Annotated in this window: 13 protein-coding genes; 10 read left to right on the top strand and 3 right to left on the bottom strand. The window is 69.5% G+C overall.

What is annotated here, in order from left to right; genetic code table 11:
• Positions 1-35: 35 nt before the first annotated feature.
• Genes G531_RS0100345 through G531_RS19370 form a run of 5 tightly spaced genes read left to right on the top strand, consistent with a single transcriptional unit; the run spans position 36 to position 4572 of the window.
• Complete coding sequence (locus tag G531_RS0100345; protein ID WP_026925730.1) at positions 36-1607, top strand: acyl-CoA carboxylase subunit beta; 1572 nt, start codon at positions 36-38, stop codon at positions 1605-1607.
• A gap of 20 nt (positions 1608-1627) precedes the next feature.
• Positions 1628-1852: an acyl-CoA carboxylase subunit epsilon gene (locus G531_RS0100350; RefSeq protein ID WP_026925731.1), complete on the top strand. Its 225-nt coding sequence runs from the start codon at positions 1628-1630 to the stop codon at positions 1850-1852.
• Between the two features lie 4 nt (positions 1853-1856).
• Positions 1857-2444: a Maf family protein gene (locus G531_RS0100355; RefSeq protein WP_035756595.1), complete on the top strand. Its 588-nt coding sequence runs from the start codon at positions 1857-1859 to the stop codon at positions 2442-2444.
• Positions 2445-2493: 49 nt separating this feature from the next.
• Positions 2494-3453: a decaprenyl-phosphate phosphoribosyltransferase gene (locus G531_RS19365; protein ID WP_081683697.1), complete on the top strand. Its 960-nt coding sequence runs from the start codon at positions 2494-2496 to the stop codon at positions 3451-3453.
• A gap of 33 nt (positions 3454-3486) precedes the next feature.
• On the top strand, positions 3487-4572 hold the full coding sequence (locus G531_RS19370; RefSeq protein ID WP_051214821.1) for a winged helix DNA-binding domain-containing protein: 1086 nt from the start codon (positions 3487-3489) through the stop codon (positions 4570-4572).
• 7 nt (positions 4573-4579) lie between these two features.
• Here the strand turns inward: G531_RS19370 and G531_RS0100370 are convergent, their stop codons facing one another.
• Positions 4580-5602 carry a magnesium transporter CorA family protein gene (locus tag G531_RS0100370; protein ID WP_051214822.1) on the bottom strand — a complete coding sequence of 341 codons (1023 nt, stop codon included), beginning with the start codon at positions 5600-5602 and terminating at the stop codon, positions 4580-4582.
• Positions 5603-5663: 61 nt separating this feature from the next.
• Between G531_RS0100370 and G531_RS19375 the strand changes: the two genes are divergently transcribed.
• The 3 genes from G531_RS19375 to G531_RS0100390 all read left to right on the top strand — a co-directional run bounded on the left by G531_RS19375 (position 5664) and on the right by G531_RS0100390 (position 9095).
• Positions 5664-6293 carry a LamB/YcsF family protein gene (locus G531_RS19375; protein ID WP_162143126.1) on the top strand — a complete coding sequence of 210 codons (630 nt, stop codon included), beginning with the start codon at positions 5664-5666 and terminating at the stop codon, positions 6291-6293.
• A gap of 99 nt (positions 6294-6392) precedes the next feature.
• The gene (locus G531_RS0100380) at positions 6393-8177 is read left to right on the top strand and encodes an acetyl/propionyl/methylcrotonyl-CoA carboxylase subunit alpha (protein WP_211221734.1); all 1785 of its coding nucleotides are present in this window, start codon (positions 6393-6395) and stop codon (positions 8175-8177) included.
• A gap of 105 nt (positions 8178-8282) precedes the next feature.
• Positions 8283-9095: a hypothetical protein gene (locus G531_RS0100390; RefSeq protein ID WP_026925735.1), complete on the top strand. Its 813-nt coding sequence runs from the start codon at positions 8283-8285 to the stop codon at positions 9093-9095.
• 4 nt (positions 9096-9099) lie between these two features.
• Here the strand turns inward: G531_RS0100390 and G531_RS0100395 are convergent, their stop codons facing one another.
• The gene (locus tag G531_RS0100395) at positions 9100-9939 is read right to left on the bottom strand and encodes an NAD-dependent protein deacetylase (RefSeq protein WP_051214824.1); all 840 of its coding nucleotides are present in this window, start codon (positions 9937-9939) and stop codon (positions 9100-9102) included.
• Positions 9936-11354: an NAD(P)H-quinone dehydrogenase gene (locus G531_RS0100400; protein ID WP_035756598.1), complete on the bottom strand. Its 1419-nt coding sequence runs from the start codon at positions 11352-11354 to the stop codon at positions 9936-9938. The genes G531_RS0100395 and G531_RS0100400 overlap by 4 nt, the downstream gene beginning before the upstream one ends.
• Before the next feature lie 53 nt (positions 11355-11407).
• On the opposite strand from G531_RS0100400, the gene G531_RS0100405 reads away from it, so the two are divergent.
• Positions 11408-12220, top strand: a complete 813-nt coding sequence (locus G531_RS0100405) for a purine-nucleoside phosphorylase (protein WP_026925738.1) — start codon at positions 11408-11410, stop codon at positions 12218-12220.
• A complete protein-coding gene (locus G531_RS0100410) occupies positions 12217-13824 on the top strand; it encodes a phospho-sugar mutase (RefSeq protein ID WP_026925739.1) in 1608 nt (535 codons plus the stop codon). Before G531_RS0100405 ends, G531_RS0100410 begins: the two co-directional genes overlap by 4 nt.
• The last annotated feature ends 22 nt before the right edge of the window (positions 13825-13846 follow it).

Below are 13846 nucleotides of genomic sequence, written 5' to 3' on the forward strand. Positions count from 1 at the left end.
CGCCCGCCGCAATCCCTGCCGCTAGTCTGCACCCCATGGACATCGATATCCACACGACTGCGGGCAAGATTGCCGACCTGGAGCGACGGATGGATGAGGCGCTGCATGCCGCCTCCCCCGCCGCGGTGGAGAAGCAGCACGCCAAAGGCAAACTGACCGCTCGTGAGCGCATCGACCTCCTGTTGGACGAGGGTTCCTTCGCCGAGTTGGATCAGTACTCCCGGCATCGCTCGACCGCGTTCGGGATGGAGAAGAAGCGGCCCTACGGCGACGGTGTGGTGGTCGGTACCGGCTCGATCAACGGTCGCCCGGTCTGCGTGTTCTCCCAGGACGTGGCCATCTTCGGTGGCTCGCTGGGGCAGGTCTACGGCGAGAAGATCGTCAAGATCATCGACTTCGCGCTGAAGACGGGGTGCCCGCTGATCGGCCTGAACGAGGGTGGCGGCGCCCGGATCCAGGAGGGCGTGGTGTCCCTGGGTCTGTACGGCGAGATCTTCCGACGCAATACCCGGGCCTCCGGGGTGATCCCGCAGATCTCGATGATCATGGGCGCGGCCGCCGGCGGACACGTGTACTCCCCCGCGCTGACCGATTTCGTGGTGATGGTCGATCAGACCTCGCAGATGTTCATCACCGGCCCCGAGGTGATCAAGACCGTCACCGGTGAGGACGTCTCGATGGAGGAGCTGGGTGGCGGGCGCACCCACAACACCAAGTCGGGCAACGCCCACTATCTGGCCGCCGACGAGCAGGACGCGATCGACTACGTCCGAGACCTGATCAGCTTCCTGCCGCAGAACAACCTGGAGGATCCGCCGATCTTCGATGAGGAGGCGGACCTGAGCATCACCGAGCACGACCGGTCCCTGGACACGCTGATCCCGGATTCGCCGAACCAGCCCTACGACGTGAAGAAGATCGTCGAGGTCGTGCTGGACGATGAGGATTTCCTCGAGGTGTCCGAGCTGTTCGCCCCGAACATCGTCACCGGGTTCGGCCGCGTGGAGGGCCGCTCGGTCGGCATCGTGGCGAACCAGCCGATGCACTTCGCCGGCTGCCTCGACATCGATGCCTCGGAGAAGGCGGCCCGGTTCGTGCGTACCTGTGACGCGTTCAACATCCCGATCCTGACCTTCGTGGACGTGCCGGGCTTCCTGCCCGGCGTGGAGCAGGAGCATCAGGGCATCATCCGCCGCGGGGCGAAGCTGATCTACGCGTACGCCGAGGCGACCGTGCCGCTGATCACGGTGATCACCCGCAAGGCGTACGGCGGCGCGTACGACGTGATGGCGTCCAAGCACCTCGGCGCCGACATCAACCTGGCCTGGCCGACCGCCCAGATCGCGGTGATGGGCGCCCAGGGTGCGGTCAACATCCTGTACCGCAAGGAACTGGCGGCCGCCTCGGATCCGGAGAGCCTGCGGGCGAAGCTGATCCAGGAGTACGACGACGAGCTGGCCAACCCCTATGTGGCCGCCGAGCGCGGCTACATCGATGCGGTGATCAAGCCGCAGGAGACGCGCAGCGAGATCGTGAAGATGCTGCGGCTGCTGCGGACCAAGCGGGAGACGCTGCCGCCGAAGAAGCACGGAAACATCCCGCTGTGACCGGCGGAGGAGAGCAGGCCATGACCGAACAGCAGAAGCCGCCGGTGATCGAGGTCGTTGCCGGGTCGCCGACACCGGAGGAGATCGCGGCGATCGTGACCGTCGTCTCGGCGCTGGCGGCCGCCCCCGCGGAGGAGAAGGCCGTCGACCAGCCCCGGGTGGGTGGCTGGCGCTCCTACTACCGGGCGCTGCGCCGGCCGTTCGTACACGGGCCGGGCGCCTGGCGGACCATCCCCGGGTTCTGAGCCGGTGCCGGCGCTGCGGGTGGTCCTGGCCTCGGCCTCCCCGGCCCGGGCGCTGACCCTGCGCCACGCGGGCCTCGACCCGGAGATCGTCGTCTCCGGGGTCGACGAGGACGGGGTGTCGGGTACGCCGGCCGAGCAGGTCACCGAACTCGCCGTCCGCAAGGGCCGCGCGGTGGCTCCCCGGGTCGGCCCGGACACGCTGGTGATCGCCTGCGATTCCATGCTCGAGTTCGCCGGGGAGACCCTGGGCAAGCCCGGCACCACGGCAGCGGTCGAGGCGCTGTGGCGTCGGCTGCGCGGCAATCGCGGGCTGCTGCACACCGGCCACTACGTCGCCCACGCCGGCCGGGAGGCGACCGCGGTCGGGACGACGGTGGTCCACTTCGCCGAGGTGAGCGATGCCGAGATTGTGGCGTACGCGGCCACCGGGGAACCCCAGCGAGTCGCCGGCGGATTCGCGATCGACGGGCGCGGCGGCGCTTTCGTGACCCGGATCGAGGGCGATCACGCGAACGTGGTCGGGGTCAGTCTGCCGCTGCTGCGGGACCTGGTCGGGGGCCTGGGTCTGGTCTGGTCGGATCTGTGGGTGTGACCGCGCCGTCGTGAGTTGTGGCCGCCGAGCCGGTAGCCTCGACAACGTCATGAGTACCAATGCCGAAGGGCCCGCGTCCGCCTCCAGCGCGCCCAGTGTCCCCGCCGAGGCCCCGCCGAACCATCGTCTGCCCGCCTGGCTGCGGGCGATGCGGCCCCGCCAGTGGGTGAAGAACGTCCTCGTTTTCGCGGCCCCGTTGACCGCGGGCCGGATCCTGGAACCGGCGGTGCTGATCCCCGCCGTGCTCGCCTTCGTCGCGTTCTGCCTGATCAGCGCGACGATCTATCTGCTCAACGACGCCAAGGATGTCGCCGAGGATCGGCTGCATCCGCGCAAGCGCTACCGGCCGATCGCCGCCGGGGAGCTGAAGCTGCCGGTGGCGTACGCGATGGCGGTGGTGTGCTGCGCCGCCGGGCTGGTGCTGGGCTTCTGGGTGGCCCGCGATCTGGGCACGGTGCTCTCGGTGTATCTGATCCTGCAGTTGCTCTACACCCAGTTCCTCAAGCATCAGCCGATCATCGACCTGGCCATGGTCGCCTCCGGCTTCCTGCTGCGGATGATGGCCGGCGGTGCGGCCACCCATATTCCCTTGTCGGCCTGGTTCCTCCTGGTCGCCGCGTTCGGGTCGCTGTTCATGGTGGCCGGCAAGCGCTACTCGGAACTGGTGGTGCTGGGTGCCGACGCCGGCACCCGGAAGTCGCTGAAGGCCTACACGGTGTCCTACCTGCGTTTCGCCTGGCACCTGTCGGCGGCGATCACGGTGATGTCGTACTGCCTGTGGGCGATCGGTGGCCCGCTCCCCCAGGGGCAGCCGATCGGCTCCGGCGGGTTGTGGGGCCTGCCCTGGGCCACGCTGTCGATCATTCCCTTCGTCCTCGGCCTGCTGCAGTACGCCCTGGAGGTGGATCGTGGCGACGCCGGGGAGCCGGAGGATGTGGTCCTCAACCACCGGCCGCTGCAGATCTCGGGGCTGCTCTGGCTGCTGTGTATCGTGGCCATGTTCTTCTGACCCAGGGTCTCGACTCAGGATGAGGGCTGCCCGATGACACCGTCCACCTCCCACGATGCCCCGATCGCTGCCGCGGAGGTGTCCCTGGCCCGGATCGTCGCGCAGCGGCTGGCCCGCAACCCGGCCGCCACCCCCGGCGAGACGATCGCCTGGCTGGGCTGCCTGCAGGCTCAGGACCTCCCCGGCGCGCTGACCTCGCTCGCGCTGCGTACCGAGGCCACCGATCAGCAGGTGGTGGACGCGTTCAACGATGCCACGGTGGTCCGCAGTTGGCCGATGCGGGGCACGCTGCATCTGGTGCACGGTGCCGATGTCGGCTGGATGTCGGAGGTCACCGCCCCACGGATGGATGCCAAGGCGGCCAAGCGTCGACAGAATCTGGGGATCGACGAGGCAATGATCGAGCGGGCCGGTGCCCTGGTGGAATCGGCGTACGCCGAGGTGGGCCCGCTCACCCGTTCCGAAATCGTCTCCTTGTGGGAACCCGACGGGTTCAGCGAGGTGGCCGGGCGCGCCTATCACCTGCTGCATCTGCTGTGCTATCGCGGCCTGCTGGTGCAGGGGCCGTTGCGCGGCCGCGAGCAGTGCTTCGTCACCCAGGCCGACTGGATCACCGAGCCCCGGGTGCCGGCCGACCGGGAGCAGGCGCTGGCCTGGTGGGCCACGGCGTACTTCCGCTCGCACGGCCCGGCCACGATCAAGGACTTCACCCGCTGGACCGACCTGACCACCAAGGACGCCCGGCTCGGGATCGCCGCCGCCGGTGCGGCGCTGCTGGCGCGCCGGATCGACGGGGTCGAGCACTGGATGGATCCCGCGCTGCCCGACCGGCTGGCCGAGCACCGGGAGCAGGCGGGCCGGGTGCTGCTGCTGCCCGGCTTCGACGAGCTGATCCTGGGGTACCGCGACCGCAGTGCCACGGTCGCGCCGGAGCACGAACAGTTTCTCGCCCCCGGCGGCAACGGGGTGTTCCGGCCGACGGTGATCAGTGCGGGCCGGGTGGTCGGCACCTGGCGGCGCAGTGGGGACGCCATTGCCGCGGTCGGGATGGCCGATCGGTTGCCCGACCCGGAGGTGTTGCAGCCGCTGCTGGACGAGCTGCCGCGCCCGCTCGGTTGAGCCGGGCTCAGATCCAGTCGTAGTGCCGCAGCACCAGGTACAACCCGAGTGAGCCGAACACGACCATCGCGGCACTGAGGTAGAGCCCCAGCGGCTGGCTGAACCCGGGATAGGGCACGTTCTGTCCGAACCAGCCGGTCACCGCCGTCGGCACCGCGATCACCGCGGCCCAGCCGGCGAGTTTCTTCATCACCACGTTGAGCCGCTCGTCGGTCAGCGACAGATTCGCCTCGAACACCGAGGTGATCATGTCCCGCAGCGACTCGACCCAGTCGCTGGCCCGCAGCACGTGGTCCTCCAGGTCGGCGTAATAGCCGCGCAGCACCGGGCGCGACTCGGTGCCCAGGTGGCGCTGCAGCGTGTTCACCACTTCGCGCATCGGCAGCACCACCCGACGCAGTTCCACCAGTTCCTTGCGGCCGCGGTAGATCGTGGGGATCCACTCCTCCCCGGTGTTCCCGTTGAACAGGTCGCTCTCCAGCGTCTCGATCCGGTCGCTGAGCAGTTGAATCATCTCGAAGTGCTGATCGACGATCAGGTCGAGCAGCCCGTACGCGAGTGCCCCGGTTCCCCCCTCGGCAAGCAGTTCGGTGTCACTGGCCCAGCGCCGCTGCAACTCCTCCAGATCCAGTCCGCCGGTGCCCAGGCGTATCGTGATCAGGCCGTTGGGCAGGATGAACGCCGAGATCCGGTGTCGCTGCAGTCGCGAGTCATGGCTGGAAGCCGAGGACGAGGCCTTCTCGAAGGTGGCGGTGTACACGGTGAGGAAGGCATATCCGGGATGGCGGGTCGCCTTGGCCCGCTCCGCCGCCGCCACCGCGTCCTCGATCGCGAGCGGGTCCAGCCCGACCTCCTGGGCCAGTTCGAGCAGGGTCGCGTGATCGGGATCGACAATGTCGCACCAGGACAGCGCCTGGGGATCGGCCAGGATCTCCCCGATCTCGGAAATTCCCCCGGCGACCGCGACGGGCTCGCCCAGTCCGCCGTCCTCGTCGCGATCCCAGCGGATAATGCGGTGTTCGGTGTCCACCGGTCCATCATGGAGCACCGGGAAATGATCGGGCTGGTGGCGCGCGTGGCAGACTGTGCAGGTGCGCATCGATCTGAACGGAAATGTTGGGGAGTCCTTCGGGTCCTGGACCGCCGGTGAGGACGGGTCCATGCTCCGGGTCGTGACGACGGCGAACGTCGCCTGCGGGTTCCATGCCGGCGACCCCACCGCGATGCACGGGGCCTGTCTGGTGGCGGTGCAGCGTCGGCTGCGGATCGGTGCCCTGGTCGGCTACCGGGATCTGCACGGCTTCGGGGAGCGCTACCTCGCCATCGATCCGGAGGACCTGCTCAACGAGGTGATCTATCAGTTGGGTGCCCTGGACGGGATCGCGCTCAGTGTCGGGGGCAAGCTCGCCTGCGTCCGCCTGGCCGGTGCCCTGGGCGAGGCGGTCAGCCAGAATCCGGAGCAGGCCAATGCGGTGATCGACGCGATCAAGGCCTACGACGACTCGCTCACCCTGATCGTGAAGCAGGGTTCCTGGTTCGCCCACCTGGCCGACACGTCCGCGCTCGAGACCGTGGTCGAGGCGGATGCGACCACCCCGCAACTGGTCGAGGAGGCGCTGGTGGCCGTACGGTCCGGCGCGGTCGGGTCGTTGCATCTGGGTCCGGAAACGATGGAGGTACGCCAGTACCTGAATGAGATCGGCGTCACAGTCGGTTCCTGATCCTGTTTTGACCAACAGGTGCGCACCTGCCCAGTGCCCCCTAGACTCCGATCTGGAGTGCCCGCCGCACTGTCGGGCGGGCAGGAAGCAGGAGGAACCGTGGCCATCAGCAAGGTACTCATCGCCAACCGCGGCGAAATCGCGGTGCGGGTCATCCGCGCCGCCGCCGACTCGGGTCTGGGCAGCGTAGCCATCTACGCCGATGCCGATGCCGATGCCCTGTTCGTCACGCTGGCCGACGAGGCGTACGCCCTCAACGGCACGACCCCGGCACAGACCTACCTCGACATCGCCAAGATCCTGGAGATCGCCGAACGCTCCGGCGCCGACGCGGTGCATCCCGGCTATGGGTTCCTCGCTGAGAACGCCGACTTCGCCCAGGCCGTGATCGATGCCGGGCTGACCTGGATCGGTCCGCCGCCGGCGGCGATCACCGCCCTCGGCGACAAGGTCGAGGCCCGGCACATCGCGAACAAGGTGGGCGCGCCACTGGTCCCGGGCACCAAGGATCCGGTCGCCAACGCCGATGAGGTGATCGCTTTCGCCGAGGAGCACGGGATGCCGATCGCGATCAAGGCCGCCTTCGGTGGCGGTGGTCGTGGCCTCAAGGTGGCCCGGGAGAAGTCCGAGATCCGCGACCTGTACGAGTCCGCGGTCCGCGAGGCGACCACCGCTTTCGGTCGCGGCGAATGCTTCGTGGAGCGCTACCTGGACAAGCCGCGCCACGTGGAGACCCAGTGCCTGGCCGACAGCCACGGCAACGTGGTGGTGGTCTCCACCCGCGACTGCTCGCTGCAGCGCCGGCACCAGAAGCTGGTCGAGGAGGCCCCGGCGCCGTTCCTGTCGCCGGAGCAGATCGACCGGCTCTACACCTCCTCCAAGGCGATCCTGACCGAGGCCGGGTACGTCGGGGCCGGCACCTGTGAGTTCCTCGTCGGCCAGGACGGCACCATCTCCTTCCTGGAGGTCAACACCCGGCTCCAGGTGGAGCATCCGGTCTCCGAGGAGGTCTCCGGCCTGGACCTGGTCCGCGAGATGTTCCGCATCGCCGACGGCGAGGAACTCGGCTACGGCGACCCCGAAATCACCGGCCACTCGATCGAGTTCCGGATCAACGCCGAGGACGCCGGGCGCAACTTCATGCCCGCCCCCGGCACCCTGACCGAATGGCATCCGCCGCTGGGCCCCGGCGTCCGGGTCGACGAGGGCTATGAGAAGGGCATGACCGTGCCCGGCTCCTTCGACTCGCTGGTCGCCAAGATCATCGTGACCGGGGCCAGCCGGGAGCAGGCCATCCAGCGTGCCCGCCGGGCCCTCAAGGAGACCCGGATCGACGGCATGCCGACGGTGATCCCGTTCCACCGGCAGATCCTGCTCGAGCCGGCCTACCTGGCCACCGGCGACGCCGGATTCGCGGTGCACACCCGCTGGATCGAGACCGAGTTCGACAACCGGATCGAACCGTTCGAGGCGCCGGCGGCGACCGAGGAGGAAGCCGAGGCGGCCGCGAAGAGCACCGTGGTCGTCGAGGTGAACGGCAAGCGGGTCGAGGTCAAGCTGCCGGCCACGCTGGGCAGCGTCGCCGCACCGGCCGCGGCGAAGGCCAAGAAGCCCAAGCGGGCCAAGAGCGACACCGCGGTGAAGCAGGTCTCCTCCAATGCGCTCACTTGCCCGATGCAGGGCACGATCGTCAAGGTCGCGGTCAACGAGGGCGACACCGTCAGCGAGGGCGACCTGATCGTGGTGCTGGAGGCGATGAAGATGGAACAGCCGATCAGCGCCCACCGTTCGGGGGTGATCACCGGCCTGAACGCCGCCCAGGGGGCGACCGTGTCCAGCGGCACCGTGCTCTGCGAGATCATCGACGGGCCCGAGCAGGACTGATCCACCGGCCACCACGGACGCCTCGGACCGATCGGGTCCGGGGCGTCCCGTGTTTTGCCCTGAGTCCGGTTGGCCCCTCCAGCCGAACACGGCAGAATAGAGGGTATGGATCCCCTCATCTTGTTCGGCGTCATCGCAGTGGTGGTCGTTGTCGGCCTCATTTTCATGCGCCGCCACCAGAAACAACTCGAGACGCAGAAGAAGCTGGAGTTGGAGGGCCAGTTGGCCACCGCCAAGGTTCCGGCCGAGGAGGACGTCACCAAGTTCGGCGAGGAGTTGATGCTCCTGGACGCGGACGTGGCCGGCCACCCGCTGGACGAGGCGATGAACCAGGACTACTCCCGGGCCCTGGACGCCTATGACAATGCCAAGAAGTCCCTGGCCGCGGTCACCAAGCCGGAGGAGATCCGCAACGTCACCGAGATCCTGGAGGACGGCCGATACGCGGTCGCGTGTGTGAAGGCCCGGGTCGAAGGTCGACCGCTGCCGGTGAAGCGTCCGCCGTGCTTCTTCAATCCCGCGCACGGCCCCTCCACCGAGAACGTCGACTGGGCGCCGCCCGGCGGCACCGTCCGTTCGGTCCCGGCCTGTGCCGCCGACGCCGAGCGGGTCAAGGTCGGCGCCGACCCGAATATCCGCACTGTCCAGGTCGGTTCGCAGCGCGTGCCGTACTGGGACGGTGGCCCGGCGTACGCCCCGTACGCCCAGGGGTACTACAATTCCTGGCGAGGCTCGGACATGCTGACCGGCATGATGCTGGGCGGCATGCTGTTCGGCGGCGGCGACATGTTCGGCGGCATCGGCGCCGGCATGGGTGAGATGTTCGAGGGGATCGGCGACGGCATCGGGGATGTCGGCGAAGGCATCGGCGACATGTTCGGTGGCATCGGCGACATGTTCGGCGGCCTGTTCGACTGATCGGTCAGTCGGTCAGCCCGGCGAGGAACTCGCTCACTCCCCCGTCGACCTTGCAGGTGGCCAGGTCATCGCCGCGGGTCCGGCCGCGGTTCACGATCAGCACCGGCTGCCCGCGTTTGGCGGCGTGCCGGACGAAGCGCAGGCCGGACATCACCGTCAGCGAGCTGCCGAGCACCACCAGCAGGTCGGCGTCCTCGACCCGGGCATAACACTCGCTCACCCGGGGCCGGGGCACCGATTCCCCGAAGAACACCACATCCGGCTTCAGCAGCCCGCCGCAGGAGACACAGTCGGCAACCCGGAAACGATCCCACTCCGCCACGACGGCATCCCCGTCGGGGCGGAGTTCTGCTTGTCCGGCGGCCAGGGAGTTCGCCGCGGTCACCCGCAGTTCCGGGTTCAGGGCGGTCAGCCGGGACTGCAGCACCGCCCGGGAGGACCGCTCCCCGCAATCCAGACAGACCACGTCGGCGAGCCGCCCGTGCAGGGCGACCACCGGGCGGGAGCCGGCCGCCTCGTGCAGGCCGTCGACATTCTGGGTGATCACCCCGGTGACCAGGCCCTGGGTCCCCAGACGGGCCAGTCGGTGATGCCCGGGGTTCGGGATGGCGGTGCCCATCCGGGCCCAGCCGCGGTAGGAGCGGGCCCAGTAGCGCCGGCGGGAGTCGGAGTTGCCGACGAACTCGTCGTACATCATCGGGTTCGCCTTGGGCGCGTTCGGTCCGCGGTAGTCCGGGATGCCCGAATCGGTGCTCATTCCCGCCCCGCTGAGCACCACCGGTCGCCGGGAGCTGTGCCACAGCAGGATGCCCCGGTCCACGGAGGTGCGTACGTCGATGCTCACAGCGTGATCTGCTGGTTGAGCAGTTCGATGCTGTGCCCGTGCAGCCGGCGGGCCGCCTCGGCGATCGAACCGGACAGCGACGGGTAGACGGTGAAGTCGTGGGCGAAATCGTCGACATTGATCTGTTCGGCCACGGCGATCGCAATCGAGTGGATCAGCTCGCTGGCGCGCGGAGCGACTATCACCCCACCGATGATATTGCCCGTCGACGGGCGACAGAACAGCTTGACGAAGCCGTCCTTGAAACCGAGCATCTTGGCGCGGGGATTGCTGGCCAGCGGCAGGGTGACGCCGATGCCGCGGACCCGACCGCTGTCGATGTCATCCTGGGTCACCCCGACCGTGGCGATCTCGGGGTTGGTGAAGATGTTCGAGGAGACCTCGGCCCTGTTGAACGGTTCGACCGCGTCGCCCAGGGCGTGCCACATCGCGATCCGGCCCTGCATCGCCGCCACCGAGGCCAGCGGGAACACCCCGGTGCAGTCGCCGGCGGCGTACACCCCCTGGGCGGAGCTGCGCGAGACCCGGTCGACATTGATGTGTCCGCTCGGCTTGAGGATGACCCCGGCTTCGGTCAGGCCGATGTCGTGGGTGTTGGGGATCGACCCGACCGCCATCAGCACATGGGAGCCGAGGACCTCGCGGCCGTCCTCCAGGGTGACCACGACCCCGTTGCCCTCGCGATGGGCGCGGACCGCCCGGGACCCGAGCACCAGATCCATCCCGCGCTCGTGGAACAGCGCCTGCAGCACCTTGGTCGCATCCGGATCCTGGCCCGGCAGCACCTGGGGCTGGGAGGACACCAGGGTGATCGGTACGCCGAGGGCGTCGTAGGCGTTGGCGAACTCGGTGCCGGTGACCCCGGAGCCGACCACGATCAGCCGCTCGGGGATCTCGTCGATGTCGTAGAGCTGGGCCCAGGTGAGGATGCGTTCCCCGTCGGGCTGGGCGTCGGGCAGCGTCCGCGGCCGGGTCCCGACCGAGACCAGGATGTAGTCGGCGGGCAGGCGCACCTCCCCGGTCGCGGTCTCGGCGATCACCTCGTGCGGACCGTTCAGCCGCCCGCGCCCCTCGATGAGGGTGATTCCGTCGCGCTCCAGTCGGTGCCGGATGTCGTCGGACTGGGCCTTCGCCAGGGCCTTGACGCTGGCGTTGACCTTCATCAGGTCCACCTTGACCAGCGGCTTGCCGCGGCTGTCGGCGGCCTCGTAGACCAGGCCCATCTCGTTCGACTTGCGGGCCCGCGACATCACCCCGGAGACCGCGATCAGGGACTTCGAGGGGACTACGTCGGTCAGCACCGCGGACCCACCCAGGCCGCGGTCCTCGATCAGCGTCACCTCGCCCCCGAGCTGTGCGCCGACCAGCGCCGCCTCGTATCCGCCGGGACCCCCACCAATGATCACTACTCGCACGGCTCGATTCTTCCACGTCCACCCAGCGGGGTCGGATATGGGATAGTCGGCCCATGACACAGAGCCCCGGATCGGTCGACCCGCTGACGCTGGCGGCCGGCGCCGCGGAGGCGGTACGCCGGCGGCTGCGGATTCCGAGTGCCGAGGTGGCCCTGGTGCTGGGTTCGGGCTGGTCGGAGGCGGTCGCCGAGCTGGAGGTGATCGGGCGGGTGCCGCTGGCCGCGTTGCCGGGCTTCCACACCCCGGCGGTGGCCGGACACGGCGGGGAATTGCTCGCGGTACGGATCACTGGCGATCGGTGTGCGCTGGTGTTCACCGGGCGGACCCATCACTACGAGGGACGCGGGGTGGCCGCGGTCGTGCACGGCGTCCGGACCGCGGCGGCCTGCGGGGTGCGCACGGTGGTGCTGACCAACGGGTCGGGGTCGCTGCGGCGCGAGTGGGGGCCGGGCACGCCGGTGCTGATCCGCGATCACATCAATCTGACCGGGGTGACGCCGCTGGTGGGGCCCCGGTTCGTCGACATGTCGGAGGCGTACGCCGGGCGGCTGCGGGACCTGGCGCGGACGGTGGATCCGTCGTTGCCGGAGGGGGTGTACGTGCAGTTCCCCGGGCCCCAGTACGAGACCCCGGCGGAGGTCCGGATGGCCGGCGTGCTCGGCGGTGACCTGGTCGGGATGTCGACGGTTCTGGAGACGATCGCGGCCCGGGAGCGCGGCCTGGAGGTGCTGGGGCTGTCGCTGGCCACCAACCTGGCTGCGGGGATCTCCCAGGCCCCGCTGGATCACCGCGAGGTAATCGCCGCCGGTCAGGCCGCCGCGCCGCGGCTGCGTAGCCTGATCACCGAACTGCTGGCGGTGCTGTGAGGGACTGGGCGGCCCAAGATCCGGATCCGCGGACCCGGGCGGAGTTGACCACGTGGATCGAGCGGGCCGAGCAGGGAGATCCGGCGGCGGCAGCCGAGCTGGCCGACGCGTTCGCGGGTCGCTTGCAGTTCGGGACGGCGGGGCTGCGCGGGCGGATGGGACCGGGGCCGAACCGGATGAACCGGGTGGTGGTGTCCCAGGCCGCAGCCGGGTTGGGACGCTATCTGGCGCGAACGGGTGCGGCGGCGGGCCGGGTGCTGATCGGCTATGACGCCCGACACAATTCCGAACGGTTCGCCCGGGATTCCGCGGAGATCCTGGCCGGGGCCGGGTTCGAGGTGCTGCTGACCGCGGGGCCGGTGCCGACGCCGCTGGTGGCGTACGGGATCGGGCACTTCGGGTGTGCCGCAGCGGTGGTGGTGACCGCCTCGCACAATCCGGCGGCCGACAACGGGTACAAGGTGTATCTGGGGGACGGCTGCCAGATCGTGCCGCCGGCCGATGCCGAGATCGCCACCGAGATCGCCGCGGTGGCGGAGGTTCCGCTGGGTGAGCTGGCCCGGTCGCCGCGCTATCGGCTGGTCGGCGCGGAGTTGGCCGAGGCGTACCTGGACCGGATCGCGACGCTGGTCGCGGCCGCGGCGCCGCGGGAGGTGCGCTGGGTGTACACGCCGCTGCACGGGGTGGGCGCGGCGACGGTCCGGCAGGCGGTGGCCCGGGCCGGGTTTCCGGCAGCGCTGGAGGTGGCGGCGCAGGCCGAGCCGGATCCGGATTTTCCGACCGTGGCGTTCCCGAATCCGGAGGAGCCCGGCGCGCTGGATCTGGCTCTCGAGCTGGCGCGGACCGAGGGGGTCGATCTGGTGATCGCGAACGATCCCGATGCGGATCGGTGTGCCGCGGCGATCGAGCAGGACGGGCAGTGGCGGATGCTGCGGGGGGATGAGCTCGGGGTGCTGCTGGGCGATCAGGCGCTGCGGCGCGGGGTGCAGGGCACCTACGCCGCGTCGGTGGTGTCGGGGTCGCTGCTGGGCCGGTTGGCGCGGGCGGCGGGGCAGCCGTATGTGACCACGCTGACCGGGTTCAAGTGGATCGCGCGGACGCCGGGGCTGGTGTTCGGGTACGAGGAGGCGCTGGGCTACTGCACCGATCCGGCGGCGGTGCGGGACAAGGACGGGATCTCGGCCCTGATCCGGCTGCTCGCCCTGGCCGCGGAGCTCAAGGCCGAGGGCCGGACCCTGGCCGACCGACTCGCGGAGATCGAGCAGGAGCACGGGGTGTACGCCACCGACCAGTTGGCGTACCGGGTGGCGGATCTGTCGCTGATCACCGGGGCGATGGCCCGGCTGCGCGCCGATCCGCCAACGACGCTGCTCGGGGAACCGGTCCGGTTCGTCGATCTGGCGGAGGGGGGTGCGCTGCCGCCGACCGATGCGGTCCGGTTGGGGGGTGCGTCGGTGACGGTGACCGTACGCCCCTCGGGGACCGAGCCGAAGCTGAAGTGTTACTTGGAGGCACGCTCCCCCGTCGGCAGCGCGAATCCGCTGGACCGGCTCAAGGCCGAAGTTCAGGGTCTGGTGGACGGGTACCTGGACGTGGTGCGGTGAACAACGACCGCACGGAGTTATC

Origin of the sequence: Granulicoccus phenolivorans DSM 17626 = NBRC 107789 = JCM 15570 (genome assembly GCF_000423085.1) — a bacterium.
In the GTDB taxonomy this organism is placed as follows: domain Bacteria; phylum Actinomycetota; class Actinomycetes; order Propionibacteriales; family Propionibacteriaceae; genus Granulicoccus; species Granulicoccus phenolivorans.

Bases quoted from the DNA above. Each gene is read 5' to 3' on its own strand.
- G531_RS19370 (WP_051214821.1), top strand. From the start codon at position 3,487: ATGACACCGTCCACCTCCCACGATGCCCCGATCGCTGCCGCGGAGGTG.
- G531_RS0100390 (WP_026925735.1), top strand. From the start codon at position 8,283: ATGGATCCCCTCATCTTGTTCGGCGTCATCGCAGTGGTGGTCGTTGTC.
- G531_RS19365 (WP_081683697.1), top strand. From the start codon at position 2,494: ATGAGTACCAATGCCGAAGGGCCCGCGTCCGCCTCCAGCGCGCCCAGT.
- G531_RS0100345 (WP_026925730.1), top strand. From the start codon at position 36: ATGGACATCGATATCCACACGACTGCGGGCAAGATTGCCGACCTGGAG.
- G531_RS0100350 (WP_026925731.1), top strand. From the start codon at position 1,628: ATGACCGAACAGCAGAAGCCGCCGGTGATCGAGGTCGTTGCCGGGTCG.
- G531_RS0100405 (WP_026925738.1), top strand. From the start codon at position 11,408: ATGACACAGAGCCCCGGATCGGTCGACCCGCTGACGCTGGCGGCCGGC.